This window comes from Mycolicibacterium madagascariense (genome assembly GCF_010729665.1).
Classification (GTDB): domain Bacteria; phylum Actinomycetota; class Actinomycetes; order Mycobacteriales; family Mycobacteriaceae; genus Mycobacterium; species Mycobacterium madagascariense.
In genome coordinates this window covers 4,072,143-4,096,185 of the sequence record NZ_AP022610.1, presented here as the reverse complement: position 1 = coordinate 4,096,185, position 24,043 = coordinate 4,072,143, and the positions used below count along the sequence as shown (strand labels likewise).

Here is a 24,043-nt window from a genome sequence, read left to right as displayed (position 1 = left end):
GCATGCCATCGGACCGCAGGATCGGAGGGCCGGACGCCAAGAACCGCGGCGTGCTGCTCGATGCCGCCGAGGCGCTGATGCTGGAGGACGGCTACGCGGCGGTGACGTCGCGGCGGGTGGCCGAACGCGCCGGACTCAAACCGCAACTGGTGCACTACTACTTCCGCGCCATGGACGAGATGTTCATCGAGGTGTTCCGCCGCAGGGCGACCCAGGGTCTCGACGCGCTGGCCACGGCGCTGCAGTCCGACCAACCGCTGTGGGCGCTGTGGGAGTTCGGCACCGACCCCGACGCCACTCAGCTCACGATGGAGTTCATGGGTCTGGCGAATCATCGCAAGGCCCTGCGCACCGAGATCGCCATCTACGCCGAGCGTTTTCGCGAACAGCAGGTCGAGGCGATGGCGGCCGCCCTCAAGCGCTACGGGTACGAGCAGACCGACGTTCCGCCGGTGGTGTGGGCGCTGTTCGCCACGAGTGTCTCCCAGGTGCTGGTGCTCGAGCGGGCGCTGGGCATGTCGAACGGCCACGCCGAGATGCTGGCGTTCTGCGAGGAGTGGCTGCGTCGGCTGGAGGGCGAACGCGTGCGCGTGGACACCCCGGCGAGCGCGACGTCGACGGCCTGACCCGCCCGTCATCGCGCTCACCAGTTCCGGATCGAGCAGAGCGCGCCCTTCGGCCCCTGATTGGTCGCCACCACGGTGCCGTCGACGGCGAGCACGCAGTGGAAGTTCGGCCGCTTGGGGGAGTCCAGGCTCGTCGCCGTCACCATGGCCCAGTTCGTCGGGTCGGCCAGCATCACGTCCATCGTCCACATCTGGGTGGGTCCGACGTCGGCCTCGACGTTGGGGCTGAACACGTACGGATTGTGGCTGTAGTCCGCGAAGTTCGGCGGGTCGACGGCGCGGTAGTAGATCTCGGCGTTGCGGAAGGGCGTCTCCGAGAACACCGTGTACTTGACCGCGTGCAACGGCGGTCCCGGCGCTGGGTCGTCGTCGGCGGTCGCCACCCCGGCGCTGGCGAGCAGGCCGGCGGCCAGCACCGCCGGGCCGATCGCCACCAGCCGGCGATAGGTGGTCCGACGTGCTGGAAAGATCATTTCCATATTTTAGAACGTAGTTATCCGGGGTGGTCGAGAACGGCGGACAAATCTGGTCGCGGTGAGGGCGAGGCCGGTCTGGAAGTGAGTGCGGCTCAGACGCCGTCAGCCTTTGATGACGGCGTCAACACATGATGACGGCTCCGTTCGCGATGCCGTCCCGAGAGCCGTGACGGCGGGGCCTCGCTAGCCGGCGCCGCGCGGACGGTTCATGACGCGTTCGGCGGCGGCCCAGTGCTCGTCGGACACCCACAGGTCGGCGAACGCGCCGATGGCCTCCTCGGCGGGCACCCCGGCGATCACGCGCTTGATGTCGACGACCGGCGGCGCGGCGAGCGCGCGGCCCAGCGCCCGCCACTCGTCCTCGAAGCTGGCGCGTGACGCCACGACGTCGATCAGGCCGAGGCGCTGCGCCTCCTCGGCGCCCAGGATGCGGCCCGTGCCCGCGAGCAACAGCGCCCTGCCCCTGCCGACCAGCTCGGCGAGGCGCTCGGCGCCACCCCAGGCCGGCATGATGGCCAGCGTGACCTGACTGAAGCCGATCTTGACGTCGTCGGCCGCGATCCTGATGTCGGCGGCCACGGCGAATTCCGCGCCGCCGCCGATCGCGTGACCGTTGAGGGCGGCCAGCGTCGGGCCGGGGAACGCGGCGATGCGATCGCAGACGCCCCGCATCCGCCGTGCCATGGCCGCCGCGTCGGCCGTGGTGCGCAGGGCGCTCAGTTCCTTGAGGTCGCCGCCGGAGACGAAGGCCTTGTCGCCGGCACCCTTGAGCACCAGGGCGCGCGCACCGGCGGCGCGGGTCAGCGCGTCGTCGAGCTGATCCATCGTGTCGAGGGAGATGGCGTTGCGGGCGTGGGGCCGATCGATCGTCATGACGGCCAATCCGTCGTCGATCTCGAGGTCGACCATGCCTGTCTTCTCCTGACGTTCTCTGCTGACGATATTGGCATTCTCGGCTCGGGAGAATAACATCACCGCAGGGTCGGGCGACCGTCCCGAACAGCGACGGAGGTGGGTGCCGACCCCATGCGTGTCATCCCGGTAGAGCTGGCCAGACACTACGTGGAGCAGGGGTGGTGGACCTCGGAGACCCTCGGCGCGATGCTCGCGCGCGGACTCGAGGCGCACCCCGACACCGGGTTCCAGGTGCACTCCGCGCACCGGCCGTGGGTCGGCGCGTTCCGCGACGTCGAGGACGTCGCTCGGCGGCTGGCAGCGGGCCTGAGCCGGCGCGGCGTCGGACCGGGGGACGTCGTCGCGCTGCAGTTGCCGAACTGGATGGAGGCGGCGGCCGCCTTCTGGGCGACGGCCTTCCTCGGCGCGGTGGTGGTGCCGATCGTGCACTTCTACGGTCGCAAGGAGGTCGGGCACATCCTCGCCACCGCGAAGCCCAAGGTCTTCGTCACGGCCAGGGAGTTCGGCCGGATGGCGTTCCAGCCGGACCTGGTGCGCGACGTGCCGATCGTGGCGCTGGTGGGTGAGGCCAGCTTCGACGACCTGCTCGCCGACGAACCCATGGCCGGCACGCTCGCCACCGATCCGGGCGCACCCGCGCTCATCGCGTTCACGTCGGGAACGACGCGCGACCCCAAGGGCGTCGTGCACAGTCATCAGACGCTGGGCTTCGAGACCCGCCAACTGCTGGCGAACTATCCGCCCGACCGCGGCAGGCAGCTGACGGCGACGCCGGTCGGGCACTTCATCGGCATGGTCGGCGCGTTCCTCATCCCGGTCGTCGAGGGCGCGCCGATCGACCTCGCCGACGTCTTCGACCCGGCCGCGGTGCTGGCGCTGATGAAGTCCGACGGGATCACCATCGGCGGAGGTCCGCCCTACTTCGTCACCAGCCTGCTGGACCATCCCGACTGCACCGCCGAGCACCGGCGCCACATCAAGACCGTCGGCCTCGGTGGGTCGACCGTGCCCGTCGCGGTGACCAGGCGTCTTGCCGACCTCGGCGTCTTCGTCTTTCGGTCCTACGGCAGCACCGAGCACCCGTCGATCACCGGGTCCGGCCGCGACGCGCCGGAGGACAAGCGGCTCTACACCGACGGCAATGCCCGTCCGGGGGTGGAGGTCAGGCTCGCCGAGGACGGCGAGATCCTCAGCCGCGGTCCCGACCTCTGCCTCGGCTACACCGACGCCGCGCTGACGGCCAAGGCCTTCGACGCCGACGGCTGGTACCACACCGGCGACGTCGGCGTGCTCGACGCCGACGGCTACCTGACCATCACCGACCGCAAGGCCGACGTCATCATCCGCGGCGGCGAGAACGTCTCCGCGGTGGAGGTGGAGGAGGTGCTGCTCGCCATGCCGCAGGTGGCCGAGGCCGTCGTGGTGGCAGCGCCCGACGAGCGCCTCGGCGAGCGGACCGCGGCGGTCCTGCGGATCAGGCCGGGGCTGACGATGCCGACCCTGGACGAGGTGCGGGCGCACTTCGACCGCGCCGGCGTGGCGCGCCAGAAATGGCCGGAGGAGTTGCACGAGGCCGACGACTTTCCGCGCACGGCGAGCGGGAAGGTCCAGAAGTTTCGCGTGCGGCAGGGCCTGGCCGAAGCACGACCCACCGTTGCCATGTGACCAGTTATGAGAATATGATTCTCGCAATAGGAAAAGGAGTCTTCCCATGGGTCAACTATCACACCGTGTCGATGTACCGTTCCCGCTGTTCGACGCCGACAACCACCTGTACGAGCCGCCCGAGGCGATGACCAAGTTCCTGCCCAAGGAATACAAGGACGTCGTCCAGTACGTCGAGGTGAACGGGCGCACCAAGATCGCGCTGAAGGGTCAGATCAGCAACTACATCCCCAACCCCACGTTCTCGGTGGTGGCGCAGCCGGGTGCCTGGGAGGAGTACTTCAAGTTCGGCAACCCCGACGGCAAGAGCAAGCGCGAGCTGTTCGGTGAGCCCATGCGGGCCATCCCGGCGTTCTTCGAACCCGGGCCGCGGCTGGAGAAGATGAACGAGCTGGGCCTGGACCGTTCGCTCATGTTCCCGACGCTGGCCAGCCTCATCGAGGAGCGGCTCGCCGACGACCCGGTCGCCATCCACGTCATCGTGCACGCGCTGAACGAGTGGCTGGACGAGGTGTGGGGCTTCAACTACAAGAACCGCATCTTCACGACGCCCGTCATCACGCTGCCGATCGTCGAGAAGGCCATCGAGGAGTTGGACTGGGCGGTCAAGCGCGGCGCCAGGGCCATCCTCATCCGCCCGGCCCCGGTGCCCGGCTTCCGCGGGCCGAGGTCGTTCGCGCTGCCCGAGTTCGACCCGTTCTGGCAGAAGTGCGTCGAGTACGACGTCTTCGTCGGCATGCACTCCAGTGACAGCGGCTACTCCCGCTACACCTCCGAGTGGGATGGTGGCGCCCAGGAGATGCTGCCGTTCCAGACGAACGCCATGAGCATCCTGAACGAGTGGCGTCCGATCCAGGATGCGGTGGCGTCCTGGGTGATTCACGGCGCGCTGTTCCGTTTCCCCACCCTCAAGGTCGGCATCGTCGAGGCCGGCTCGAAGTGGATGTTCCCGCTGCTGGACTCCATGGCCGAGGTGTGGAAGAAGGCTCCGGAGGCGTTCCTCGGCAACCCGATGGAGGAGATCAAGAACCGCATCTACGTCAGCCCGTTCTACGAGGAGGGCATCGACGACCTGATCAACCTGATCGGCGTCGACCAGGTGCTCTATGGGTCGGACTGGCCGCACCCCGAGGGCCTCGCCGAGCCGACGCACTACGTGACCGCACTCGAGCACCTCGCGGTCGAGGATCAGGCGAAGATCATGGGCGGCAACCTGAGTCGCCTCGTCACGGTGTGACCGGGAGCCACACCTGGCAGACCATCCCCGAGATGGTGTTGAGCGCAGCGGACCGCTTCGGCGACTCCGAAGCCGTCGTCGACGGCCCGCTGCGCTTGACGTTCACGGAGCTGACGCATCGAATCCGCTGTGCCGCAGGCGCTTTCGCCGAATGGGGCATCGTGAAGGGCGATCGCGTGGCGGTGTGGGCGCCCAATTCCGCGGAGTGGATCATCGCCGCGTTCGGGGCGATGACGGCCGGCGCCATCCTGGTGCCGGTGAACACGCGGTTCACGGCCGAGGAGGCCGCCGACGTGGTGTCGCGCAGCGGCGCTCGGGTGGTGCTGGTGCAACGGGGCTTCCTGGAGCGTGACTTCGACGCCGCGGTCCCGACGATCGACCTGAAGTCGGACGTCCTGACCAGCGGCGTGCCGTTCGCGCGGGACCCGTCGCAGTGGCTGCGCGCCGACGACGTGTCCGACGTGATCTACACCTCGGGCACGACCGGAAAGCCCAAGGGCGCCATGATGTCTCACGGTCAGACGCTGCGCATGTACGAGGAGTGGGCGACGCTCGCCGACCTCCGCGAGGGCGACCGCTACCTCATGATCAACCCCTACTTCCACACGTTCGGGTTGAAGGCCGGGCTGGTGGCGTCGTTCCTGCGCGGTGCCACCATGCTGCCGGTGGCGGTCTTCGACGTCGACGCGGTGGTGAATCTGATTGCGGCCGAACGCATCACGATGCTCCCCGGGCCGCCCACGGTCTACCACTCGCTGCTCGCCGTCCCCGACAAGACCATGTTGGCGACGCTGCGCGCGGGCGTCACCGGTGCCGCGGACATTCCGGTCGAACTGGTGAAGCGCATCCACGACGAGCTGCCCTTCCAGACGCTGATGACCGGCTACGGCCTCACCGAGGCGGGCAACGTCACGCTGTCGCGGCCCGGTGACTCCTTCGCCGACGTCGCGACGACCGCGGGTCTGCCGTGCGCGGACGTCGACGTGCGGATCGCCGACGACGGCGAAGTCCTGGTGCGGGGCTACGGCGTCATGCTCGGCTACCTCGACGACCCGGCCGCGACCGCGGAGGCCATCGACGCCGAGGGCTGGCTGCACACCGGTGACCTCGGTGCGTTCACCGAGTCGGGGCGGTTGCGCATCGTCGGCAGGAAGAAGGACATGTACATCGTCGGCGGGTTCAACGTCTACCCCGCCGAGGTGGAGGGCGTCCTGAGCGAACACCCGCAGATCGCCCAGGCGGCGGTCGTCGGAACGCCCGATGCGCGATTGGGGCAGGTGGGCAAGGCGTTCGTCGTCCTGCGGTCCGGGGCGGACGGCCCGAGTGCCGACGACATCATCTCCTGGAGTAGGCGGCGAATGGCGGGCTTCAAGGTGCCGCGGTCGGTACAGTTCCTCGACGAGTTGCCCACCAACGCCACCGGCAAAGTCGTCAAGGACCGTCTGCGCTAGGGGTCCGCGCCGTCCGGTGGAGTACCGTGAAGGACGATTGCCAAAAATGAAAGCATCATTCTCATCCACTGCAATCGTAAGTGACAGGGAGGTCGCGTGCCGCAACACGAGCGCGTCTCGTCCACGCTCGATGGCGAGGCGCGCACCCCGGAAATCGACGGCGACGCGAACGTGACCGACCCGGACGACGTGCCGCCCACGCGTGCCGACGACGCCATGGCGCTGGCCGACGAGGCGGACGCCGAAGCCGCCGCCGCGGAAGCCGAGGCCGCCGCCGCGCGCGCCCGCGCCAGGGCGTTGCGCCTGCGCAGGCAGGCCGCCGAGGCGGCGAGGGCGACGCAGGCCGCGGCCGCTGCGGCGAGCGTCGAGGCCCCGAGGCAAGACACCGCCGCGACGGAGACCGCCGAGCCCGAGGTCGCAGCGCCCGCAACCGAGACCGCCGCAACCGAGACGGCGGCGCCCGAGACCGCCGCAACCGAGACCGCCGCGCCCGAGGTCACAGCACCCGAGACGCCCGCGCCCGCGCCCGCGACCGCCGCACCCGACACCGCCGCAACCGGCACCGACGTTGCCCTGGAGGAGCCGGCAACCCCGGCCGGCGAAGTCGCCGCGCCCCGCCGTCGCCGCTCGAGGCTTGGGCTGGTGGCGGCGATCCTGGCGGTCGTGCTGGTGCTCGGGTTCGTCGGGGCGAGCGCGTACATGATCGTGCAGCACCATCGCGTCGTTGCCGAGCAACAGCGGTCGGCGGAGTTCGCGGCCGCGGCCCGCCAAGGCGTCGTCACGCTGATGTCGCTGAACTTCCACAGTGCCCAGGACGACGTCAAGCGCATCCTCGACAACACCACCGGCGAGTTCAAGAAGGACTTCGCCGGACAGGCCGACGAGTTCACCAAGGTGGCGCAGGCCTCCCAGGTCGTCACCGAGGCAACCGTCACCGCCACGGCCGTGCAGTCGATGTCGAAGGACACCGCCACCGTGCTCGTCGCGGTGACCACGCAGGTGAGCAACGCCGCCAGCAAGCAGCAGGAGCCGCGGTCGTGGCGGCTGCGGGTGGACATGGCCCGCGACGGCGGTCAGATCAAGTTGGCGAAGGTGGAGTTCGTGCCATGACCGACGACCGCGGGACCGACACCGAGCCGACCGACGCCGAGGCTGAACCGACCGACGCCGAGGCAGAGGCCGAGCCAGCAGAGACCGACCCGACCGAAGCGGAGACCCAGCCAGCGGAGACCGAGCCCGCCGCGAACCGGTGGCGGCTCGTGACGGCGGCGGTGCTGGGCGTGCTGCTGCTCGCGTCCGCGGGACTGGCGTCGTGGCTGTACTTCTACCAGTTCAGGCCCGACCAGCAGACGGACGCCGCGGTCGCGGCGCAGACGGTCAAGGCGGCCGACGACGGTGCCGTGGCGCTGCTGTCGTACGCGCCGGACACCATGGACAAGGACTTTGCGGCCGCCAAGGCCCATCTCACCGGCGGATTCCTGGACTACTACAGCCAATTCACCCACGACATCGTCACGCCGGCGGTGCAGCAGAAGGCGGTGAAGACGTCGGCGACGATCGTGCAGTCCGCGGCCTCCGAGGTGCACCCCACGTCGGCCACGGTGCTCGTCTTCCTCAACCAGACCACGACGAGCAAGGAGAACCCGAACGGCTCCTTCACCGCGAGCAGCGTGAAGGTGGGTCTGACCAAGGTCGGCGACGCGTGGCTGATCTCGGCCTTCGACCCCGTGTAGCCGGGCCCGTACCGTCGAGGGCGTGACTGGAGTCGAACGCGCGGATCTCGTCCTGTCCGGCGGCGGCGTCAAGGGCGTCGGTCTGGTGGGCGCCGTCGTGGCGCTGCTCGACGCGGGCTACGTGCCGCAACGCGTCTCGGGAACGTCGGCGGGGTCCATCGTCGGAGCCGTCGTGGCGGCGGCCGCACAGTCCGGCACGATCACCGGCGAGCAGGTCGAAGACCTTGCGCTGCAACTGAATTACCGCAAGTTTCTCGACGCGGGTCCGGGCGAGCGCATACCGGTGGTCGGCCCTTCGGTCGCGTTGCTGCGCGGTACCGGGATCTACCGCGGCGACTACGCCCGCGACTGGGTCAGGGACCGACTCGCCGAACTGGGGGTGCACACCTTCGGCGACCTCGCCATCGACGATCCCGAGCTACCGCCCGAGCAGCGTTACCGGCTGGTGGTCACGGTGTCCGACCTCACCACCGGGCAACTGATCCGCCTGCCCTGGGACTATCGCAGGGTCTACGGTCTCGACCCCGACGAGCAGTCGGTCGCCGACGCCGTGCGCGCGTCGATGTCGATCCCGTTCTTCTTCCGGCCGGTGTCGCTGACGAGCGCGTCGGGGCGGACCTCGACCCTCGTCGACGGCGGACTGCTGTCCAACTTCCCGATCGACTCGCTCGACAGGACCGACGGCAAACCACCGCGCTGGCCGACCTTCGGCGTCACGCTGCTTCCGAACCTGCCCGACGGCAACGACCGGCTCATCCCCGCACTGGCCCCGCTTCGGCTGCTGGGCGCGCCGCATCTGCTCGAGGACGTCATCACCACCGCGCTGGTGGGCCGCGACCAGGCCTACCTCAATCAGCCCTGGGTGCAGGCCCGCACCATTCGCGTGGACTCGACGAAGGTGGGGTTCCTCGACTTCGACCTGCGCCGGAACGACGTCCTGGCGCTCTACGCCGAGGGGCACGCCGCGGCCGAGCGGTTCCTCGCCGGGTGGGACTGGGCGGCCTACCTGCGTCGCTTCCGCTGAGTGGAGTTACCGTTTCCCGATGCCACCGTGGGTGATCGTGCCGCTGCCGGAGACGCTGGATCCTGCGGCCGCCCTCACCCCGGTGGCAGGGGAGTCGCCGCTGGTGCGCGTCGTGCGGTCGATGGCGGAGGCGAGCGCGCCGGGTCGGGTCGTCGTGGTGAGCACCGCACCGCACGTCGACGCCGCCGACACCCTGCGCGCGGCCGGCCTCGACGCCGTACCGGTCATCACGGCCGACCTCGCGGCGTCACGGCGCGACGTCCTCGCCGCCGGACTGAGACATCTTGGCGTGCAACGAGATTCGCGTGATCCCGTGCTGGTCTGTGACTGTCTGCACCCGCTGTCGCCGGTCGCCGTGGCGGGCCGGGTGGCCGACGCCCTGGCCCGTGGGCACGACGTCGTGGTGCCGATCCTCGCGGTGACGGACACGGTCAAGACCGTCGACGCCGGCGGTTCGGTGCTCGGCACCGTGGACCGCACCATCCTGCGCACCGTGCAGTTTCCCCGTGGCTTCGCCGCGTCGGCGCTGTGGGACCTCGTCGCGGCCCCGTCCCCGGCCACGGTCGCGGCCGTGGCCGACGTCGACGAATTCGGTGCGGCGCTGCGGGCCGGTCTCGACATCGGCACCGTGGCGGGCGATCCGGACGCCGCCCGGGTGGAACTGCCGCGCGACACCGACCTGCTCGCGGCCGTCATCGCGAGTGGCGGGCCGCCAGCAGTAGCTCGGCCACCCGGACGTCGGGACCGAACGTCACCTTGACGTTCGTCGGGGCGCCGGGAAAGACCCGCACCTCGGTGGCGGTGAAACCCTGGACGCAGGCCGAGGTGTCGGTGCCGTCGAAGTTCGCGTCCGCCGCCAGTCGGTAGGCATCCAGGAGGGCCCGGGCCCGAAAGGCCTGTGGCGTCTGAACTCTCGCGAGCGTCCCGTCGACGGCCGAAATGTCGTCTGCCGCATCCACTTTCACGACGTCGGTCATCGCCAGCACGGGGATGGCGCCACCGTGGGCCCGCGCCGTCGTCAGCGCGGTGTCCATCATGTCGGGCCCGGCGAGCGGCCGCGCGGCGTCGTGGATCAACACCACGTCGACGTCGCCGGCCTCGATGTCGGGCGCCAGGTGGTCGAGCACGTTCTCCTCCGAACCGTGGCGGGTCTGCCCGCCCTCGACGAATTCGACGGTGACGCCGGGGAGTTCGGCCGCGAGGGTGCGCTCGGCGAGTTCGCGTTCCCCGCACCGGAATACCAGGACGATGCGGTCGACTTGGGCGCAGCGCGCGACCGCCTCGACGGCCCAGGACACCATGCTGCGCCCGGCCAGCGGGAGGTACGCCTTGTTGCCGTCGGCGCCCACCCGGGTGCCCATGCCCGCGGCCAGTACGACGCCCACGGCGAGGCGGGTCGAGGTCTCGGACACGGCTAGGTCACCAGGAACTCGGAGATGAGCCACCTGCCATCGACGTCGGTCAGGGTGGCCCTGGCACTGGACAGCGTCTTGCTGGGGGCGTCGTCGCCGACGGTGACGGTCTGATCCAGGTAGAGCATCACGACGGCCCGGTGTGCGGTCGCGGACACCACGGCCGCCGCGGGCACCTTGGTGACCGCGGAGATCTGCTGCTGTTGGGCGCCGGGGATCACGGTGTTGTGGATGGTGCCGAGGTACTGGCCGCGGAAGTCTCCGGTCAGCAGCGCCGCCGCGGCGTTGAGCTTCGCGTCGACGTCGGTGGGGGAGTAGGACAGCATCGTGACCGCCGTCGACTCGGCCGTCGCCATGGCGGCGGCGCCGGCGCGCGCGTCGTCGCGCGCCGTGGTGTCGACGTAACGGGCCACCCCGGCCACCGCGGCGAGGACGAGCGCGACGGCGGGCAGGACGCCGTAGGCGAGGACCCTGCCCCAGTCGACGCGACGGCGCGCGGGCGCCGGTTCGGCGACCTCCGCTTCAGCGGCGGCGTCCGGTTCGGCGGCCTCGGGTTCAGCGGCGGCCTCCTCCGGGGCGGGCGCCACGTCCTCCGGGGCGGGCGCCACGTCCTCGGGTGCGGTGGGTTCGTCGGGCCCGTCCGGCTCCTTGGCGTGCGTCACGAGACGAACTCCACTCCGGAGATCTTGGCGCCGCCGTCGACGCCCTGCAGCGACAACCGCATGCGGAAGAGCTTCGGGTCGGCGTTGGGCTGACCGTTGACCTGCGACGTGACCACCACGGCCACCAGCATCTTGGCCGCACCGGGTGTCTGGCTCTCGATGCCCGCGTCGACCACCGTGCCCGTCGACGTGGACTTGATCTGTTTGACCAACTCCGCGAACGCGGGTGCGCGGCGCTGGAAGTCGTCGTAGAACGTGCCGGTCGCCAGGTCGAGGGTGCGTTGCACCTGGGCGTCGACGTGGTCGTAGTCGTACACGGTCAGGTCGAGTGCGCCCTGACGCCCGACCTGAAGGAACATCGCCCGCTGGTCGGCCTGCTGGCGCGCCTGGTAGGCCCGGTAGCCGACCCAGCCGGTGAGGGCGGCCAGCGCGACGACCACGATCAGGCCGGCGACGATCGCCGGGCGGACCGGGGACGCGTGCCGGGGTGCGTCGGGCGGACCGTCGGCCGGGTCCCGCTCCGGCGCCTGGTTGGCGGGTTCGGACTCGTCTACGGACATCGGTGCTCCTCCACGGCAGTGCCCGGTCCACGGTACGTGCGGGGTTCGTCGGCAACGTGCGACGGGTCACCCGGGTGACGTCGGCCGCACCGATTGACAGCAGACAGTTTGACGGCCTAGATATATTGGCACACAGATTGGGCGAGTACGGGTCTGTCGTGCGTCTCGCGTGCCGATCGCATCGGCGACGTCGAGAGAGGCTGGGGAGGCGAATGACGAGCCCGCACCAGGGGCATTCGGGGATCGCGCGTCTCATCCGGACCCTCGCCCTGCCGATCGTCCTGGGCTGGCTGGCGCTCACGGTCCTGACGAACGTGCTGGTGCCGTCGCTCGAAGTGGTCGGGCAGCAGCACACGGTGTCGATGAACGCCAAGGACGCCCCGTCGATGATGTCGATGGAGAAGATCGGCCGGACCTTCGACGAGTTCACCTCCGACAGCAACGCGATGATCATCCTCGAGGGGGACCGGCCGCTCGGGGCCGACGCGCACCGCTACTACGACCAGATCGTCAAGAAGCTCGAGGCCGATACGGCCCACGTCGAGCACATCCAGGACTTCTGGGGTGACCCGCTGACGGCCGCCGGCGCGCAGAGCAACGACGGCAGGTCCGCCTACGTCCAGGTCTACCTGCACGGGAACATGGGCGAGACGCTGGCCAACGAGTCGGCCGAAGCCGTCCGCAAGATCGTCGACGGCACCCCGGCGCCCCCTGGGGTCAAGGCCTACGTGACCGGTGGCGCGCCGCTGGTGGCCGACCAGCACGACGCCGGGGACAAGAGCATCCTCATCGTCACCATCATCACGCTGGTGGTGATCGCGGTGATGCTGATCCTGGTCTACCGGTCGGTGGTCACCATGATCATGATCCTGCTGATGGTGTTCTCCGAGCTCGGCGCGGCCCGCGGGATCGTCGCCTTCCTCGGCTACCACGAGGTCATCGGGCTCTCGACCTTCGCGACCAGCCTGCTCACGCTGCTGGTGATCGCGGCGGGCACCGACTACGCCATCTTCCTCATCGGCCGCTTCCAGGAGGCCCGCGGCGCGGGGGAGGACAAGGAGCAGTCCTACTACTCCATGTTCCACGGCACCGCGCACGTCGTGCTCGGCTCCGGTCTGACCATCGCGGGCGCGATGCTGTGCCTGAGCTTCACGCGGCTGCCGTACTTCCAGACGCTGGGCGTGCCCTGCGCGGTCGGCACGCTGGTCGCCGTGATCGCGGCCCTCACCCTCGGCCCGTCGGTGGTCGTGCTCGGCAGCCGCATCGGGCTGTTCGAGCCCAAGCGCGCCATCCGGTCGCGCGGCTGGCGCCGGTTGGGCACGCTGATCGTGCGCTGGCCGGCTCCCATCCTGGTCGCCACGATCGCGCTGGCGCTGGTGGGTCTGCTCGCGCTCCCGAGCTACCATCCCAACTACAACGACCGGAAGTACCTGCCCGCCGACATGCCCGCCAACGTCGGTTATCAGGTGGCGGACAAGCACTTCAACGCCGCCAGGATGAACCCCGAGCTGTTGATGATCGAGAGCGATCACGACCTACGGACGTCCGCCGACTTCCTGGTCATCGACAAGATCGCGAAGGCCATCTTCCACACCCCGGGGATCTCCCGGGTGCAGACGATCACGCGCCCCGACGGCAAGCCCATCAAGCACTCGACGATCCCGTTCATGCTCAGCATGCAGGGCACCTCGTCGCAGATGAACCAGAAGTACCAACAGGATTCGTTCGCCAACCTGCTCAAGCAGGCCGACGACATGCAGACCATGATCAACACGCTGACGCACATGCTGTCGCTGATCGAGGAGCTGTCGGCCAACGTCTCGGACATGTCCGTCAAGATCCACGAGCTGGCGCAGACGGTCTACGACGTGCGCAACTCCCTGGCGGACTTCGAGGACCCGTTCCGCCCGCTGCGCGCCTACCTGTACTGGGAACCGCACTGCTACGACATTCCGCTGTGCCAGACGGGGCGGGCCGTCTTCGACGCGCTCGACGGCGTCGATCTGCTGAGCGATCAGATCGGCGGACTGGTCGACGACACGGGCAAGCTCGCCGCGCTCACGCCGCAGCTGGCCGATACGCTGCGACCCCAGGTGCAGCAGCTCAAGGACGTCCGGATGATGCTCCTGACGACCTACCAGGTGCAGAAGGGTCAGCTCGACCAGCAGACGGCGATGTCGCAGAACTCGTCGGCGATGGGCGACGCGTTCGACACCGCCATGAACGACGACACGTTCTACCTGCCGCCGGAGATCTTCCAGAACGCCGACTTCAAGCGCGGCATGAAGAACTTCATCTCCCCCGACGGCCACTCGGTGCGCTTCATCATCAGCCACGAGGGCGATCCGGCCAGCGCCGAGGGCATCTCGCACATCGACGCCATCAAGCAGGCCGCGAAGGAGGCCATCAAGGGCACGCCGTTGGAGGGCTCCTCCATCTACCTGGCCGGCACCGCGGCCACCTACAAGGACATGCGCGACGGGTCGTACTACGACCTGCTGATCGCCGGAATCTCGGCTGTCACACTGATCTTCATCATCATGCTGATCATCACCAGGGCCGTGGTGGCCGCCGCGGTGATCGTGGGCACCGTGCTGCTGTCGCTCGGGGCGTCGTTCGGGTTGTCGGTGCTGTTGTGGCAGCACATCATTGGCCTGGATCTGCACTGGATGGTGTTGGCGATGTCGATCATCCTGCTGCTGGCGGTCGGCTCGGACTACAACCTCCTGCTGGTGTCCCGGTTCAAGGAGGAACTACACGGCGGGTTGAAGACGGGCATCATCCGCTCGATGGCGGGCACCGGTTCGGTGGTCACGTCGGCGGGTCTGGTGTTCGCGGCCACGATGGCGACGTTCGCGACGAGCGACCTGATCGTCATGGGTCAGGTGGGCACCACGATCGCGCTGGGCCTGCTGTTCGACACCCTGATCGTGCGCACGTTCATGACACCGGCCATCGCGGCGCTGATGGGCAAGTGGTTCTGGTGGCCGACGATCGTGCGCTCGCGCGCGGCCAGTCGATTGCCGGGTACGGCCGCGGGCACCGAACCCGTCGTCGTCGGTCCTTAGCCGGCATTAGACCCGCGATGGTCGCCGAAGGCGACGCCGACACCGCTTATCCTCCTACGGTCCGGTGCCGTCGAAGGGAGTCCAGCGCGTGACCGATGTCGAGCCCCCGCCGCGGATCGTCGTCCCCGCCCACCGGTTTCAACGGATGGCGGGCCGCGATCCCCACGAGGTCCATCGGGTCGCCACACCGCTGGAGCTGTTGTTCGACCTGACGTTCGTGATCGCCTTCGGCGTTGCCGCCGAGCAACTGGCCGAGATGCTGGCCGACGGGCACGTCGGTGCGGGCCTGACGGCGTTCGCGTTCGCGACCTTCGCCGTCTGTCTCGCCTGGATCAACTTCACCTGGTTCGCCTCGGCCTACGACACCGACGACTGGGTCTACCGCCTGATGACCATGGTGCAGATGGTCGGCGTGCTGATCCTGGCGCTCGGCGTGGCACCGTTCTTCGCCTCGATCGAACACGGCGTCCACGTCGACAACGCCATCCTGGTGGCCGGCTACGTCGTGATGCGAATTGCCTTGGTGGGCCAGTGGTTACGGGCCGCCGGTCAGGACCGGCCGCGGCGCTCGGCCTGCCTCACCTACGCGGGACTCGTCTCGCTGGCGCAGGTCGGGTGGATCGGCACGATCTTCCTGCCGACGTCGGTTCCGGTGACGCTGCTGTGCTGGGTGATCCTGGGTGCGCTCGAACTGCTCGGTCCGCGGATCGCGGAGTCGCGCAACGGCGGAACGCCGTGGCACCCCCACCACATCGCCGAGCGCTACGGTCTGCTGGCCATCATCGCGCTCGGCGAGGGCGTGGTCGGCACCGTCGCGTCACTGGGGGCGGTGGTCACCGAGCACGGCTGGACGGGCGACGCGATCTTCCTGGCCGTCGCGGGAACCGGGCTGACGTTCGGGATGTGGTGGCTGTACTTCGCCGTGCCCGCTGGCGCGCTGCTGCACGCGCACCGCGAGCGGTCCTTCGCGTTCGGGTACCTGCACATCGCGGTGTTCGGCGCGATCGTCGCGACGGGCGCCGGCCTGCACACCGCCGCCTACTACGTGCAGGACCACTCCGAGCTGGGGGCGATCGGCACCGTGTTCTCGGTCGCCGTGCCCGTCGGCGCCTTCGTCGCCATGGTCTTCGTGCTGTACACGATGATGCTGCGCCGGTTCGACGCGTTCCACCTGCTACTGATCGTGCTGACCGCGGCGGTGCTCGCGGCGGCGGTGGTGTCGGCCGCGGCGGGCGTGCCCGTGTCGGTCTGCCTGCTGATGGTCACCGTGGCGCCGGTCGTCAGCGTCGTCGGCTTCGAGGTGCTCGGCTACCGCCACGCCAGTGCGGCGATGACGGCGGCCGCCGAGGACTGAACCGGCGCTACTGCTCGCCCGCGTCGGTCTCGGCGTCGGGGATGACGCTCGGCGGCGGCGTCGAGTAGGCGGGGGCGGCGGGCGGCACCGCAGCGTCGGAGACGTTGTCCTCTTCGGCGTCGTGGGGGGCCGGTTCCGGTGTGGTCATGTCTCTCACCTACCCGACGTCCGAAACGTGAAACCCCGCCCTAGCGAAGGTCTTCCAGGGCCGACGACAGGGTCGGGTAGAGCCGCAGTTCCCGGTCGAGGCCGATCATCCGCATCGGCCGGTCGGTGAACGGTCCGTCGGCGACGACGCAGAACGCCAACTCCGGGTCGGCCTGCCGGTACCCCGCCATGAGCACCGACATCCCCGCCGAGGACAGGAACTCCACCTCGGTGAGGTCGACGACGAGTGCGGTGGACGCGACGCCCAGCGCCTCGGTGATGGCGTCCTGCAACCGCGGTGCCGTCAGGGCGTCGACGTCGCCGGTGGCGGACACCACCACGACGTCGCGCGACGTCTTGGCGTGGACGCCGAAGCCGGAGCGGGAGTCGTTGGCGGGGTCGGTGACCGGGGATTCGGGGACGGTCGTGGAATCGGTCATGAAGCTGGCCCTTCGGGTGGCGTTCGGAAGCGGTGCGGCACCGGAAACCGGGGATCGATGACTCAACCGTACGCCTTCCCGCGGGCCCCACCCCGGCTCCGCCGCGTCGCTCCACGACGACGGGCGTTCTCCCACAGTGCCTTAACCCGGTGCGCGCTCGACGTGACCGCAGCCGAGCCGAATTGACCTGTCCGTCAACGCAAGTCGTCAGGGCTGAAGGTGCTCCAGGTCTGCGAGCAGCCGGGGATGGGTAAGCGTCCAGCCGAGGGTGGCCCGGGTGTGGGCGCTGGACGACGGCTGGTCCATCGCGAAGATCGATCCGAAGGGGCCGAAGACGTCCTCGGGCACCGTCCGCACGGGCAGGCCGAGCCGGCGGCCGATGACGGCGGCGATGTCGTGGACGGCGTCTCCCTCGTCGTCCACGGCGTGCCAGCTCGTCCCCGGTGGCGCCGATTCCAGGGCGAGTCGAAACAGGACCGCGGCGTCGCGCGCGTGGACGGCGGGCCACCGCTGGGTGCCGTCGCCCGGATAGCCGGCCACCCCGGTGCGGCGCGCGGTCTCGGTGAGCAGACCGGCGAAGCCGCCCCGACCCTCGTCGTGCACCGTGCGCGGCATCCGGACCGCGGTGCTGCGGACGCCCCGCGACGCGAGCGCCAGCACGGCGTTCACCGCGCGTCCCCGGCCGCCCACCGGTCCGTCGGTGGGAAGCGGATCGGCCTCGGTGGAGGGGCGCCCGGGTACCCAGGGGGTGCCGGACACCGTGACGAACGGCCGGTCGCTGCCGACGAGCTCCTCCCCGAGTGCGGCGAGGGCGGCGGCCTCCTCGGCGACTCCGCGGGCGAGCGCGTCGGCGCTGCCGTAGTCCCGTCCGAACGCCAGGCTGATCACGCCGTCGGCCCGTGCGGCGCCGGCACGCAGGACGTCGAGGTCGGCGAGGCTGCCGCGCAGGGCCTCGGCGCCCGCGGCCGTCACGGCCCTGGCGGACTCGTCGGAGCGGGCCAGGGCCAAGACGGTGTGCCCGGCCGCGATCAGCTCGGCGAGCACGGGCCCGCCGATGGTGCCGGTTCCGCCGGTCAGGAAGACGTGCATGGGGCGCTCCTCGGTGATGGGATAGTTGTCCCATCACCGTACACAGTGACGGGACTCATGTCCCGTCACATAGGATGGGCCGATGGCGCGTTGGGAACCGGGGGCGACGCAGCGACTGGTGGTCGCGGCCGTCGACCTGTTCACCGAGCAGGGGTACGACGCCACCACGGTCGCGCAGATCGCCGAGCGTGCCGGGGTCACCAAGAGCACGTTCTTCCGCCACTTCGCCGACAAGCGCGACGTGCTCGTCGCGGGCCAGGAAACACTGAGCACGCTCCTGGCCGAGGGCATCGCCGAGGCGCCCGCCGACGCCAGCCCGCTCGAGGCGGTGGCCGCCGGCCTGCGGCGCGCGTCCGGCGCCATGGGTCCCACGAACCGCGAACTCGGACCCCGGCTGAAGGCGGCCGTCGCCGCCAGCGCCGAACTCCAGGAACGCGACGCGCTCAAGAGCGTCGGGCTCGCCGCGGCGATGACGGCGGCGCTGACCGCCCGCGGCGTCGCCGATCCGATCGCCCAGCTCGCGGCCGAACTGGGGGTGCTCGCCTTCCGGCGCGGCTTCGCCCGCTGGTCCGAAGGAGATCGTGAGGACGGCGAAGGCCTTGCGCCGCATGCCCTTTCGGCGCTGGCAGACCTGCGCGCGGCCACTGCGGCGCTCGGCTGAGGCGGTGGGGTCGGTGAGCGCACGAGATCGTGACGGGTCGGGACGGCCCCGCAACGGCCGCCCCCGCGATGCCCTCGGTCGCGTCCTGCCGCCCGGCAGCGTCGGCGAACCGCGCATCCCCGACGACCTCGCGCTGTCACCGGACCAATTCCTTTCCTACGCACAGGAACTCATCGATCACGACCGTCCCTTCCACGCCCACGAGGTGCTCGAGGCGGCCTGGAAGAGCCGTCCGCAGCACGAACGGCCGCTGTGGCAGGGCCTGGCCCAACTCGCCGTCGGCGTCACCCACGTGCACCGCGGCAATCCCGCCGGCGCCGTCGCACTGCTGCGCCGCGGCGCGGACCACCTGCGCGGGCTCGCGGGCGCGCCGCCGTGGCAGGTCGACGTCGAGGGGCTGTGCGGGTGGGCGGGCGCGCTGGCCGACGATCTCGACGGCGGCGCGGCCGTCGCCCCGACGCGGCTGCGACCGGCGTTGACCACCGTCGCGCGCCGCTAACGGTCAGTGCGCGTGCGGGTCGAACGTCTCCAGCAGCGCGCGCTCCTGCTCCACCCGCAGCAGGGCTCGGGTCTTCTTCCTGGTGATCAGGATGCCGGCGACGGCGAACGCCCAAATCGCGTACTGCACGGTCCACGCGAGCCGGAACGAGTCGAACGAGTACCCGCCCGCCGCACCGAGGACGACGCCCATCGCCTGCATTACCAACAGCGACGCGATGAATCCGCCCATGTTGACCATGCCCTGCGCGGTGCCGAGCGTCGCGCTCGGATTGAACGTCCTGGCGAAGTCGAAGCCCACCATCGAACCGGGGCCACCCACGGAGATGACCACGACGAGGGCGATCAGCAGGCCCAGCGGCGCCCGCCCCGGCAGCGCCAGGACGACGGTCCACGCCACGGCATTGCTGGCCATGATGGTCAGCACGATCCACGAGCGGCGCTGCGGATAGCGTCCGGTCAGCACGCCGATGAGGATGCCCGACACGATGGCGGTGAGCACCGAGATGCTCAGCACCGCGCCCGCCGTGCTCGCCGAGCGCCCCTGCGCGACGGTCAGATAGGGCACGCCCCACGCGAGGCAGAACACCGTCACCGAGAACTGCGTCCCCATGTGGGTGAAGAAGCCGAGCCGCGTCCCGGGCCGTAGCCACACCGTCGTGACGCTCGAGAGCACCTCCCGCGGGGACAGCTGCTCGCTCACCACCGCCGGTCCGTGGGGGGTGTCCTTCACCAGGGCCAGCGCCATCGCCAGGGCGAGCACGCCGAACGCCGCGACCGACGTATAGGCCACCGTCCAGGAGGTGCTGGTCAGCAGTGCCAGGAAGGGCAGCGCGGACAGCACCTGCCCGAGCTGTCCGCAGATGCCCGTGAGCTGGGTCAGCAACGGCACGCGCGGCGCCGGGAACCAGTGCGGGACGAGGCGCAGCACCGAGATGAAGGTGAGGGCGTCGCCGAGGCCGACGATCGCGCGAGCGGCGATGGCCAGCGGCAGGATCTCGGTCGTGGCGAGCAGCAGCTGCCCGCCCGCCATCAGCGCTGCTCCGCTGGCGATCAGCGCCCGCGAGCCGAAGCGGTCGAGGAGCACCCCGGCGGGCACCTGGGCGGCCGCGTAGACCACGACCTGCAGTACGACGAACGTGGACAGGACGCTCGGGCTGGCGTGGAAGCGGGCGGCGGCGTCGAGCCCGGAGACGCCGAGCGTCGTCCGGTCGAGGACGGCGACGACGTAGGCCAACAGCCCCGCCGCCCAGACCAACCAGGCTCGCACTCGGTCAATGGTCGCGCACCGGGCTGGTCGAACGCGAATCCTTATCCAAACTTGACGTCGGTGTGCAATTTTCGCAAACTTTTGGACGAGCTACAGTGGAGACATGTCTTGGTGCGCGAATTTGCTTGAGAGCGCCTTGGCCAGCTTTTTGGGGGAGATTTTGGGTGGCTGAGTATCGACTGGACGAATTGTCTGCGTTGTCAGGTGTCAGTGTCCGCAACATTCGGGCCTACCGTGAGCGAGGTCTGCTCGACCCGCCGCGACGGCAGGGCAGGGCGGCCCTGTACGACGAGCGCCACCTGTCCCAACTCGCCACCGTCAACGAGCTGTTGCGCAAGGGCTTCACCTCGGCGCACATCGCCGAGTTCCTGGACAGCACGCGGCAGGGGCACGACCTGGCCGACATCCTCGGCCTGCAGCAGGCCATCTTCGGCGAACCCCGCGTCGCCGTGGCGATCGACGCCGACGGCGACGAGGCGCGCCGCCTGGTCGCGCACGGGCTCGCCGAGGTCGTCGACGGCCGGGTGACCCTGACCAACCCCCACCTCGCCGAACTGCTCGACCGCGTCGCCGACCAGCTGCCCTACGTCCAGGCGATCCTCGAGGTCGCCGACCGCGTCACCGGCCTGCTCGACGAACTCGCGGGCGTGGTGGCCGACGCCCTCGAGGACAGCCTGCCCGCCGCCGCACCCGCCCAGGGCCCCGTCGCGGGTCCGGCGTCGGAACGGCTGCAGGTGATCGACGACTACGGTCTGCTCGGCCGTCGCGTCGTCGCCGAACGCTTCGGCGCCGCACTGCGTCGTCGTTTGATGACGGCGTCGGCCGACTCCGGGTCGGTGGAGCTGGACCCGGCCTGCGAGGCGACCGGGAGCTGACCCGCGGTCAGACCCGCGTGGTGGCGGGATCGCCACCGAAGCGCTGAGCCAGCCAGACCGGGATGATCGCGACGACCGTGAGCGCCGCCGCGACGACGTTGATCACCGGAGCCTGGTTGGGCCGGAACAGGTTTCCGAAGATCCAGATCGGGAGCGTTTGCACGGCCGGACCGGCGGTGAACGTCGTCACCACGATCTCGTCGAAGCTCAGCGCGAAGGCCAGGATCGCGCCCGCGACGAGCGCCCCGCGCGTCATCGGGAACGTCACGTACCGGAACGTCTGCCAGCCCGACGCGCCGAGGTCGGCCGACGCGTCGTCGAGATCGGTTCCGAGCCTTCGCAATCGGGCCTGCACGTTGTTGAACACGATGACCATGCAGAACGTGGCGTGCCCGACGACGACGGTCGCCAGGCCGAGCGTCACGCCCAGTGCCGAGGTGAACGTCGCGTTGAGCGCGATGCCGGTGACGATGCCGGGCAGCGTGATCGGCAGCACGATGAGCACGCTGACGGTGCTGCGACCGAAGAACGCGTGGCGCTGCACGGCGAAGGCGATCATCGTGCCGAGCACCAGCGCGACGGCCGTGGCGCCGAGTCCGACGACCACCGAGTTGGCCAGCGAGGTCCACATGCCGTCGCTGTGCCAGGCGACCGACCACCAGCGCAGCGTGACACCGCTCGGCGGGAACGCGAACGTCCGCGACGAGTTGAAGGCGTTGACGACGACGAGGACCAGTGGGGCATAGAGGAAGACGAGCACCAGGACGGTCCACGCCCGGACGGCTCCGCGAGCTCCGCCGGAGAGCATCAGACGTTCTCCAGCGCACCGGTGCGCCGCATCGCCAGCAGGTAGAGGATCACGGCGGCGAGCGGTATGAGGGACAGCGCCGCGGCCAGCGGCTGGTCGTTGGCGGTGACGAGCTGCCCGTAGATGATGTTGCCGAGCAGCTGGGTCTTGCCGCCGACGATGGTGACGGCGATGTAGTCACCCAGCGACAGCGAGAAGGTGAAGATCGATCCCGCCGCGATGCCGGGAAAGACCAACGGCGCGACCACCATTCGCAACGTCGACAGGTCCGACGCGCCCAGGTCGGCGCTCGCGTCGAGCAGGTGGTTGGGCACCCGCTCGAGGGCCGCGAACACCGGAATGACCATGTAGGGCAGCCACAGATACGTCAGCGTGATCACGGTGGCGGTCAGGCCGTAGCCGGGGCTGTAGCCGGTCGCCCACGCCAGCGGTCCGACCGGTGAGAGCAGTTCGCGCCAGGCGTACGCCTTGACGAGGTAGCTCGCCCACAGCGGGGTCGTGACCGCCACCACCAGTGCCAGGCGCACCCGCGGCGCGGCGATCTTCGCCATGTACAGGCCCAGCGGGACGGCCAGCACCGCGCACACCACGGTGACCAGGAGCGCCACCCCGACCGTGCGCAGCGTGACGGTGCGAAAGACCGGATCGGTCAGCGCGCGCACGATGTTGTCGGCGGTCCACGTGTGCACCACCGCGCCGGTGAAGGAGTTCGTCGTCCAGAAGGCCGAAACCAGCAGTACTGCAAGGGAACCCAGGTACGCCACGATCAACCAGGCCAGCGGCGGCACCAGGAGGATCGGTAGGGCCGGGCTGCGGCGCCGTGTCGTGGTCCGCGCCGCCGCGGGGGCGGTGGCGGGCAGCGTCACCCCTTGATCTGCTGCCACTTGCTGACCCACTCGTCGTAGGCCGTGCAGGTGTCGCCGCTGCCGTCCACGCACTGCTTCTGCGGCGTGGTCCAGTAGTGGATCTGAGCGGCGTAGGCCCCGTCGGTCGCGTGGTAGACGTCGCAGAAGTCCTTCTGCACGGTGAACACGCAGGCCTTGGTCTGCGCGGGTGCCTCACCGAAGTACTCGGCGACCTGGGCGTTCACCTTCGGTGAGGTGATCCAGTCCATCCACTTGTACATGCAGTTGGGGTGGGCGGCCTTCGAGGACACCATCCAGGTGTCCGACCATCCCGTCGACCCCTCCTTGGGCAGCACGGTGTTGACGTGCACCTTGTTGTCGGTGCCGATGGTGTTGGCGATGACCTGCCAGGCGGTGCCGATGACGGAGGTGCCCGACTCGAAGGCCTGGACCTCCTTGGTGTAGTCCGACCAGTATTCGGAGACGTTCTCGCGCTGCTTGGTCAGCAGGTCCACCGCGGCGTCGAGCTGATCCTCGGTCAGCGAGTACGGGTCCTTGATGCCGAGCTCCGGCTTGGTCTTCATGAGGTACAGCGCGGCGTCGGCGATGTAGATGGGGGAGTCATAGGCCGTCACCTTGCCCTTGTACTTGCCCGCGTCGGTGAACACCGCGCCCCACGAGTCGGGGGCGTCGTTCACCACGGCGGTGTCGTACATCAGAAGGTTGGCGCCCCAGCCGTGCGGAATGCCGTACATCTGCCCGTTCACCGAGTTCCACGGCTTGTCCTTCAGGAACGGTGAGATCGACGAATAGTTCGGCACCAGAGAGGTATTGACGGGTGCGACGTCGCCGGCGTAGATCAGTCGCAGGGTGGCATCGCCCGAGGCGGACACGCCGTCGTACTGGCCGCTGCGCATGAGTTGCACCATCTCGTCGGACGTATTGCCGACCTTGACGTTGACCTGACAGCCCGTCTGCTGCTGGAACGGGGTCACCCAGTCGACGGTCTTGTCGTTGGAGCCGTTCTCCGCGTAGCCCGCCCATGCGATGAGGTTCAACTGCCCCTCGCCGTTGCCCACGGCACTCGGCTGGTCGATCTTGGGCGGCGTGGATCCCGCGGCACCGCCGCCGCCGGACGACGAGCTGGAGCACCCGGCGACGAGGACGGCGCCGACGGCGATCGTGACGCCGACCCGCAACGCACTCAATTTCATGTCACTCCAATCA

Annotated in this window: 25 protein-coding genes; 13 read left to right on the top strand and 12 right to left on the bottom strand. The window is 69.6% G+C overall.

Going from position 1 to position 24,043, the window contains the following annotated elements; genetic code table 11:
- Window positions 1-2: 2 nt before the first annotated feature.
- Window positions 3-626: a TetR/AcrR family transcriptional regulator gene (locus G6N60_RS19290; RefSeq protein WP_163740273.1), complete on the top strand. Its 624-nt coding sequence runs from the start codon at window positions 3-5 to the stop codon at window positions 624-626.
- A 17-nt stretch (window positions 627-643) separates the two neighbouring features.
- Here the strand turns inward: G6N60_RS19290 and G6N60_RS19285 are convergent, their stop codons facing one another.
- Window positions 644-1,099, bottom strand: a complete 456-nt coding sequence (locus tag G6N60_RS19285; RefSeq protein ID WP_163740270.1) for an Rv2576c family protein — start codon at window positions 1,097-1,099, stop codon at window positions 644-646.
- A 186-nt stretch (window positions 1,100-1,285) separates the two neighbouring features.
- A complete protein-coding gene (locus tag G6N60_RS19280; RefSeq protein WP_163740269.1) occupies window positions 1,286-2,011 on the bottom strand; it encodes an enoyl-CoA hydratase/isomerase family protein in 726 nt (241 codons plus the stop codon).
- A 117-nt stretch (window positions 2,012-2,128) separates the two neighbouring features.
- Between G6N60_RS19280 and G6N60_RS19275 the strand changes: the two genes are divergently transcribed.
- The 7 genes from G6N60_RS19275 to G6N60_RS19245 all read left to right on the top strand — a co-directional run bounded on the left by G6N60_RS19275 (window position 2,129) and on the right by G6N60_RS19245 (window position 9,887).
- Window positions 2,129-3,682: an AMP-binding protein gene (locus G6N60_RS19275; RefSeq protein ID WP_163740267.1), complete on the top strand. Its 1,554-nt coding sequence runs from the start codon at window positions 2,129-2,131 to the stop codon at window positions 3,680-3,682.
- A gap of 46 nt (window positions 3,683-3,728) precedes the next feature.
- Window positions 3,729-4,919: an amidohydrolase family protein gene (locus tag G6N60_RS19270; protein ID WP_163740265.1), complete on the top strand. Its 1,191-nt coding sequence runs from the start codon at window positions 3,729-3,731 to the stop codon at window positions 4,917-4,919.
- Window positions 4,916-6,370: a FadD3 family acyl-CoA ligase gene (locus tag G6N60_RS19265; RefSeq protein ID WP_163740262.1), complete on the top strand. Its 1,455-nt coding sequence runs from the start codon at window positions 4,916-4,918 to the stop codon at window positions 6,368-6,370. Before G6N60_RS19270 ends, G6N60_RS19265 begins: the two co-directional genes overlap by 4 nt.
- A gap of 96 nt (window positions 6,371-6,466) precedes the next feature.
- The gene (locus G6N60_RS19260) at window positions 6,467-7,480 is read left to right on the top strand and encodes an Rv1363c family protein (RefSeq protein ID WP_163740260.1); all 1,014 of its coding nucleotides are present in this window, start codon (window positions 6,467-6,469) and stop codon (window positions 7,478-7,480) included.
- A complete protein-coding gene (locus G6N60_RS19255; RefSeq protein WP_163740258.1) occupies window positions 7,477-8,103 on the top strand; it encodes a twin-arginine translocation pathway signal in 627 nt (208 codons plus the stop codon). Before G6N60_RS19260 ends, G6N60_RS19255 begins: the two co-directional genes overlap by 4 nt.
- A 22-nt stretch (window positions 8,104-8,125) precedes the next feature.
- On the top strand, window positions 8,126-9,127 hold the full coding sequence (locus G6N60_RS19250) for a patatin-like phospholipase family protein (RefSeq protein ID WP_163740256.1): 1,002 nt from the start codon (window positions 8,126-8,128) through the stop codon (window positions 9,125-9,127).
- Between the two features lie 19 nt (window positions 9,128-9,146).
- A complete protein-coding gene (locus G6N60_RS19245) occupies window positions 9,147-9,887 on the top strand; it encodes an IspD/TarI family cytidylyltransferase (RefSeq protein ID WP_163740253.1) in 741 nt (246 codons plus the stop codon).
- Here G6N60_RS19245 and G6N60_RS19240 read toward each other — a convergent pair.
- From G6N60_RS19240 to G6N60_RS19230, 3 genes are read right to left on the bottom strand one after another with little or no spacing between them, the layout of a single operon-like run.
- The gene (locus tag G6N60_RS19240; protein ID WP_263992063.1) at window positions 9,820-10,539 is read right to left on the bottom strand and encodes an IspD/TarI family cytidylyltransferase; all 720 of its coding nucleotides are present in this window, start codon (window positions 10,537-10,539) and stop codon (window positions 9,820-9,822) included. The genes G6N60_RS19245 and G6N60_RS19240 overlap by 68 nt on opposite strands.
- Before the next feature lie 2 nt (window positions 10,540-10,541).
- Window positions 10,542-11,201 (bottom strand): hypothetical protein, encoded by a 660-nt coding sequence (locus G6N60_RS19235; protein WP_163740251.1) that lies wholly within the window; start codon window positions 11,199-11,201, stop codon window positions 10,542-10,544.
- Window positions 11,198-11,761 carry an Rv1363c family protein gene (locus tag G6N60_RS19230; protein ID WP_163740248.1) on the bottom strand — a complete coding sequence of 188 codons (564 nt, stop codon included), beginning with the start codon at window positions 11,759-11,761 and terminating at the stop codon, window positions 11,198-11,200. Before G6N60_RS19230 ends, G6N60_RS19235 begins: the two co-directional genes overlap by 4 nt.
- Before the next feature lie 212 nt (window positions 11,762-11,973).
- Between G6N60_RS19230 and G6N60_RS19225 the strand changes: the two genes are divergently transcribed.
- Both G6N60_RS19225 and G6N60_RS19220 read left to right on the top strand, forming a co-directional pair.
- Window positions 11,974-14,829, top strand: coding sequence for an MMPL/RND family transporter (locus tag G6N60_RS19225; RefSeq protein WP_163740246.1), 2,856 nt, complete (start codon window positions 11,974-11,976; stop codon window positions 14,827-14,829).
- Between the two features lie 145 nt (window positions 14,830-14,974).
- A complete protein-coding gene (locus G6N60_RS19220) occupies window positions 14,975-16,183 on the top strand; it encodes a low temperature requirement protein A (protein ID WP_163744213.1) in 1,209 nt (402 codons plus the stop codon).
- Window positions 16,184-16,190: 7 nt separating this feature from the next.
- Here G6N60_RS19220 and G6N60_RS19215 read toward each other — a convergent pair whose 3' ends face one another.
- The 3 genes from G6N60_RS19215 to G6N60_RS19205 all read right to left on the bottom strand — a co-directional run bounded on the left by G6N60_RS19215 (window position 16,191) and on the right by G6N60_RS19205 (window position 17,859).
- Window positions 16,191-16,331, bottom strand: coding sequence for a hypothetical protein (locus G6N60_RS19215; protein ID WP_163740244.1), 141 nt, complete (start codon window positions 16,329-16,331; stop codon window positions 16,191-16,193).
- A 40-nt stretch (window positions 16,332-16,371) separates the two neighbouring features.
- Window positions 16,372-16,770 carry an STAS domain-containing protein gene (locus G6N60_RS19210; protein WP_163740241.1) on the bottom strand — a complete coding sequence of 133 codons (399 nt, stop codon included), beginning with the start codon at window positions 16,768-16,770 and terminating at the stop codon, window positions 16,372-16,374.
- Between the two features lie 207 nt (window positions 16,771-16,977).
- Window positions 16,978-17,859: an NAD-dependent epimerase/dehydratase family protein gene (locus G6N60_RS19205; protein WP_163740239.1), complete on the bottom strand. Its 882-nt coding sequence runs from the start codon at window positions 17,857-17,859 to the stop codon at window positions 16,978-16,980.
- Window positions 17,860-17,941: 82 nt separating this feature from the next.
- Here G6N60_RS19205 and G6N60_RS19200 point away from each other — a divergent pair, with 82 nt between their 5' ends.
- Both G6N60_RS19200 and G6N60_RS19195 read left to right on the top strand, forming a co-directional pair.
- Window positions 17,942-18,520, top strand: coding sequence for a TetR/AcrR family transcriptional regulator (locus tag G6N60_RS19200; protein ID WP_163740237.1), 579 nt, complete (start codon window positions 17,942-17,944; stop codon window positions 18,518-18,520).
- A 13-nt stretch (window positions 18,521-18,533) separates the two neighbouring features.
- The gene (locus G6N60_RS19195) at window positions 18,534-19,019 is read left to right on the top strand and encodes a DUF309 domain-containing protein (protein ID WP_163740234.1); all 486 of its coding nucleotides are present in this window, start codon (window positions 18,534-18,536) and stop codon (window positions 19,017-19,019) included.
- A gap of 3 nt (window positions 19,020-19,022) precedes the next feature.
- Here the strand turns inward: G6N60_RS19195 and G6N60_RS19190 are convergent, their stop codons facing one another.
- Window positions 19,023-20,288: an MFS transporter gene (locus tag G6N60_RS19190; protein WP_163740231.1), complete on the bottom strand. Its 1,266-nt coding sequence runs from the start codon at window positions 20,286-20,288 to the stop codon at window positions 19,023-19,025.
- Window positions 20,289-20,452: 164 nt separating this feature from the next.
- On the opposite strand from G6N60_RS19190, the gene G6N60_RS19185 reads away from it, so the two are divergent.
- A complete protein-coding gene (locus G6N60_RS19185; protein ID WP_163740229.1) occupies window positions 20,453-21,163 on the top strand; it encodes a MerR family transcriptional regulator in 711 nt (236 codons plus the stop codon).
- A 7-nt stretch (window positions 21,164-21,170) separates the two neighbouring features.
- Here G6N60_RS19185 and G6N60_RS19180 read toward each other — a convergent pair whose 3' ends face one another.
- The 3 genes from G6N60_RS19180 to G6N60_RS19170 are packed head-to-tail and all read right to left on the bottom strand — an operon-like array spanning window position 21,171 to window position 24,030.
- The gene (locus G6N60_RS19180) at window positions 21,171-21,971 is read right to left on the bottom strand and encodes an ABC transporter permease (RefSeq protein ID WP_163740226.1); all 801 of its coding nucleotides are present in this window, start codon (window positions 21,969-21,971) and stop codon (window positions 21,171-21,173) included.
- Window positions 21,971-22,855, bottom strand: a complete 885-nt coding sequence (locus G6N60_RS19175) for an ABC transporter permease (protein WP_163740225.1) — start codon at window positions 22,853-22,855, stop codon at window positions 21,971-21,973. Before G6N60_RS19175 ends, G6N60_RS19180 begins: the two co-directional genes overlap by 1 nt.
- Window positions 22,834-24,030 (bottom strand): ABC transporter substrate-binding protein, encoded by a 1,197-nt coding sequence (locus G6N60_RS19170; RefSeq protein WP_163740223.1) that lies wholly within the window; start codon window positions 24,028-24,030, stop codon window positions 22,834-22,836. Before G6N60_RS19170 ends, G6N60_RS19175 begins: the two co-directional genes overlap by 22 nt.
- Window positions 24,031-24,043: the final 13 nt, after the last annotated feature.

What these genes read in the sequence shown, in the direction of transcription:
- G6N60_RS19290 (WP_163740273.1), top strand. Translation starts at nt 3, where the DNA reads ATGCCATCGGACCGCAGGATCGGAGGGCCGGACGCCAAGAACCGCGGC.
- G6N60_RS19285 (WP_163740270.1), bottom strand. Translation starts at nt 1,099, where the DNA reads ATGATCTTTCCAGCACGTCGGACCACCTATCGCCGGCTGGTGGCGATC.
- G6N60_RS19280 (WP_163740269.1), bottom strand. Translation starts at nt 2,011, where the DNA reads ATGGTCGACCTCGAGATCGACGACGGATTGGCCGTCATGACGATCGAT.
- G6N60_RS19275 (WP_163740267.1), top strand. Translation starts at nt 2,129, where the DNA reads ATGCGTGTCATCCCGGTAGAGCTGGCCAGACACTACGTGGAGCAGGGG.
- G6N60_RS19270 (WP_163740265.1), top strand. Translation starts at nt 3,729, where the DNA reads ATGGGTCAACTATCACACCGTGTCGATGTACCGTTCCCGCTGTTCGAC.
- G6N60_RS19255 (WP_163740258.1), top strand. Translation starts at nt 7,477, where the DNA reads ATGACCGACGACCGCGGGACCGACACCGAGCCGACCGACGCCGAGGCT.
- G6N60_RS19245 (WP_163740253.1), top strand. Translation starts at nt 9,147, where the DNA reads ATGCCACCGTGGGTGATCGTGCCGCTGCCGGAGACGCTGGATCCTGCG.
- G6N60_RS19230 (WP_163740248.1), bottom strand. Translation starts at nt 11,761, where the DNA reads ATGTCCGTAGACGAGTCCGAACCCGCCAACCAGGCGCCGGAGCGGGAC.
- G6N60_RS19225 (WP_163740246.1), top strand. Translation starts at nt 11,974, where the DNA reads ATGACGAGCCCGCACCAGGGGCATTCGGGGATCGCGCGTCTCATCCGG.
- G6N60_RS19220 (WP_163744213.1), top strand. Translation starts at nt 14,975, where the DNA reads ATGGCGGGCCGCGATCCCCACGAGGTCCATCGGGTCGCCACACCGCTG.
- G6N60_RS19215 (WP_163740244.1), bottom strand. Translation starts at nt 16,331, where the DNA reads ATGACCACACCGGAACCGGCCCCCCACGACGCCGAAGAGGACAACGTC.
- G6N60_RS19210 (WP_163740241.1), bottom strand. Translation starts at nt 16,770, where the DNA reads ATGACCGATTCCACGACCGTCCCCGAATCCCCGGTCACCGACCCCGCC.
- G6N60_RS19205 (WP_163740239.1), bottom strand. Translation starts at nt 17,859, where the DNA reads ATGCACGTCTTCCTGACCGGCGGAACCGGCACCATCGGCGGGCCCGTG.
- G6N60_RS19200 (WP_163740237.1), top strand. Translation starts at nt 17,942, where the DNA reads ATGGCGCGTTGGGAACCGGGGGCGACGCAGCGACTGGTGGTCGCGGCC.
- G6N60_RS19180 (WP_163740226.1), bottom strand. Translation starts at nt 21,971, where the DNA reads ATGCTCTCCGGCGGAGCTCGCGGAGCCGTCCGGGCGTGGACCGTCCTG.
- G6N60_RS19170 (WP_163740223.1), bottom strand. Translation starts at nt 24,030, where the DNA reads ATGAAATTGAGTGCGTTGCGGGTCGGCGTCACGATCGCCGTCGGCGCC.